At 71.4% G+C, this 3,222-nt stretch carries 3 protein-coding genes; 1 reads left to right on the forward strand and 2 read right to left on the reverse strand.

The features are described 5' to 3' along the window. Positions 1–84: 84 nt before the first annotated feature. Complete coding sequence (locus P409_RS30185; protein WP_161790499.1) at positions 85–1,017, forward strand: ATP-binding protein; 933 nt, start codon at positions 85–87, stop codon at positions 1,015–1,017. A gap of 9 nt (positions 1,018–1,026) precedes the next feature. Here P409_RS30185 and P409_RS30190 read toward each other — a convergent pair whose 3' ends face one another. After that, positions 1,027–2,940, reverse strand: coding sequence for a type VI secretion system Vgr family protein (locus tag P409_RS30190; RefSeq protein WP_034847144.1), 1,914 nt, complete (start codon positions 2,938–2,940; stop codon positions 1,027–1,029). A gap of 24 nt (positions 2,941–2,964) precedes the next feature. Continuing rightward, positions 2,965–3,222, reverse strand: a 258-nt coding sequence (locus P409_RS39455; protein ID WP_034847146.1) for a hypothetical protein, incomplete at its 5' end; no start/stop codon positions are given.

Raw genomic sequence — 3,222 nt, forward strand, 5'->3', positions numbered from 1 at the left:
CGGCCCGCCACCTGCACGGGATCCGCCGCGCGGGCGAGCGGGCGCGCGACCTGATCGGCCAGATCCTGGCCTATGGCCGGCGCCGTGCCGCGCCCAGCCGGCCGGTCGACGTCCACGCCCTGGGCCGTCGAGGCCGCCTCGCTGCTGCGCGCCTCGCTGCCACCGGGGGTGGAGCTCGTCCTGGGGCAGGAGGATCACGCCGCGATGGTCGCCGGCGAGGCCGCGCAGATCCAGCAGGTGATCCTGAACCTGTGCAACAACGCGGCGCAGGCGATGGATGGGGCCGGCCGCATCGGGCTCGACGTCGAGCTGCACGACGTCGTGCAGGCGCAGGCCCTGAGCCATGGCTCGCTGATGCCGGGCCGCCATGTCCGCATCGCCGTCAGCGATGCGGGACGCGGCATCGACACCGAGACCCTGGGCCGGCTGTTCGAGCCCTTCTTCACCTCGCGCCAGGACGGCAACGGCCTGGGTCTGGCGACGGTCCGCGAGATCGTGCAGGAGCACGGCGGCGCGATCGACGTCTGGAGCCGGCCCGGCGAGGGCAGCCGCTTCGCCGTCTGGCTGCCCTGCATCGTCGAGGACGCGCCGGAAGCCCCCGTCGCCGCCTCGATGCTGGGGCGCGGCGAGGCGGTGCTGCTGGTCGAGGGCGACCGCAAGCTGATGCTGCGGGACGAGGAGATGCTGGCCGCCCTCGGCTATGAGCCGGTCGGCTTCACCGGCGGCGCCGACGCGCTGGCCGCCTGCCGGGCATCGCCGGACCGGTTCGACGTGCTGATCGTGAGCCACGGATCCTCCGCCCAGGAGGCACTCGATCTCGCGGCCGCGCTGCACGCGGCCGCGCCGCGGCTGCCGATCCTGCTGGCACTGCCGTCGAGCGAGCGGATCGACGCCGACGCGCTGGCCGCCGCCGGGGTGTTCGAGGTCGTCCGCCGGCCGCTCAGCTCGACCAATGTCGCCACCGTGCTGCGGACCGCGCGGTTCCGCGAGCGGGAGAGAGCCGGCGCCGCGGCCTAGCCGCCCTCGTCAGGGTGTGGCCGGGATCGGGATCGGCGCGATGAAGAGCGCGGTCTCGAAGGTGATGGTGCCGGTCACCGTGGCCAGCCACGCCGCGCCGATCGTCATGTTGAGCGCCGCGCCGACGGTCATCTGCATGGCGGCGCCGGCCGTGAGGCTCATCGCCGCCTCGCTGGTGACGCTGATCGCCGGGGCGACGAGCGAGATCGAGCCCGGGGTCAGGACGATCCGGCTGGCCCCGACCTGCAGCGTGATCGACTGCATGGCACTGATGGTGATCGACCCGGTCTCGCTGGTCACCGTCTGGTTGCGGTGGATGATGACCGTCTCGTCGTTCTCGACCTCGACCTGATGGTCCTTCTGGGCGTGCAGGAACACCAGTTCCTGCCCCTTCCTGTCGTCGATCGAGAACTCGGAGAAGTCCTGGGTGCCGCCGCGCAGGGTCGACCGGGTGCGCAGGCCGCTCTTGGTCTGCTCCGACGGCACCGGGAAGACCGGCTGCATCACCTCGTTGTAGACGCCGCCCACCACCACCGGGTTGTCGGGATCGCCGCTCATGAAGGAGACGGCGACCTCGGTGCCGACCCGCGGCAGGTGCTGCCAGCCCCAGCTGTTGCCGGCCCAGGGCTGGATCACCCGGACCCAGATCGCCTTGCCGGCCACCGTGTCCTTGCGATGGTCGAACATCAGCCGGACCTTGATCCGGCCCAGCGGGTCGGCGTGGATCTCCTCGCCGTCATTGCCCAGCACGGTCGCGGCGAAGATGCCGGCCATCACCGGGCGGGTGTTGCGGGCGTCGTCGCGCCACGGCGTCTTCTGCAGGAAGCAGGTGAAGTCGTTCTCGTAACTCGCGATCGCGGCGCCGGCGATCCAGCTGTCGTCGCTGGCCTTGTGGCGGACCGAGCGCAGGGCGTAGTCGATGCCCTCGGCCCGGGTGAAGGGGTCGCGCGCCAGGGTGAAGCGGCGGCCCGGGGCGAATTCGTGGTCGTAGCCGTGGCTGTGGGTCAGCGCCGACACCACCTCGGCATGCTGGATCCGGAACTTCGCCCGGTCGGCCGCCACCTGGTTGTCCATCGTCGCCGCCGGCCAGTTGTAGACGTCGCGGCGCGACGCGCCGGCGATCGGCAGCGTCGTATCCTCCCGTCCGTCGACCGGCGTGTTCGGCTTGGTGGGGTCGTAATCCTGCAGCCAGACCTCACCATGCGCGGTCGAATGCGTCTCCTCCCAGCGGTCGAGGACGTCGAAGTTGTTGCCCTCGTGGATCACCCAGTGCGACGGCAGCGTCACCGGCTTGAACGCCTCGTTGCCGTCGGTGATCACCAGGGTGTGGGACGTCTTGGTGTGCTCGAAGAAATAGAACCAGCCGCTCTCCTGCAGCAGCCGCTGGGCGAAGGCCAGGTCGGTCTCGTTGTACTGGGTGGTGTATTCGCGGACGGGGTTGCTGCGGTAGATCCGGAACTCGACCGGCTGGACCCCGTGCTCGGCGAAGATCGTCTGCAGGATCTCCTGCGCGGTCATGGCCTGGAAGATGCGGCTGTCCTCGGCCTGGCTGAGGAACCAGAGCCTCGGCACCACCTCCAGCCGGTAGGTCCAGCGGTCGCGCCGCGCCAGGCCGATCGCCTCCATCCGGCGGACCACGCCGTGGAAGAAGCGGTTCTCGGGCGGCCGGGTCGTCCCGTCCGCCGCGTCGCCGCCGCGGGGGATGCGCCGGACGGTCAGCCCGACCGGCTGGTACAGCAGCTCCTGCGGCCGGATGCTGCGTTCGGTGGAGACGACGGTCAGCGTCAGCTCGTAGGGGCGGCTGAGCTCCTCGACCGCTGTCAGCTCGATCGCGTGCAGCGTGCCCTGCTGCACCGGCAGCGTGTCGTCGCCGAGCGGCGAGGTGAGCAGCAGCATCGGCTCGTTGCGGCTGTCAGCCGGCATTCCGTGTCTCCTGAGATCCGTCGGTCATCCCGCATCCCCGGACAGGTCGCGGACCGAGACCGGGAGCGACGCCGGATAAGGCAGGCCGGCCAGCATCTCCTGGAACCGCTCGCGCTCTGCCGCGTCCTCGATCAGGGCGAGGCAGGCCTCCCGCAGCTGGTCCAGCGTCGCTGCCCGGGCCAGGGCGCGCTTGACCAACAGCCGCGCCACCGGACCGGCCGAATGGGCCAGGGCCCGCGTCACCGCCGCCACCGCCTCCGTGCCCTGGCGCGGCCGGCCCGG

The sequence above is a fragment of the Inquilinus limosus MP06 genome (assembly GCF_000767795.1).
Classification (GTDB): Bacteria; Pseudomonadota; Alphaproteobacteria; order DSM-16000; family Inquilinaceae; genus Inquilinus; species Inquilinus limosus_E.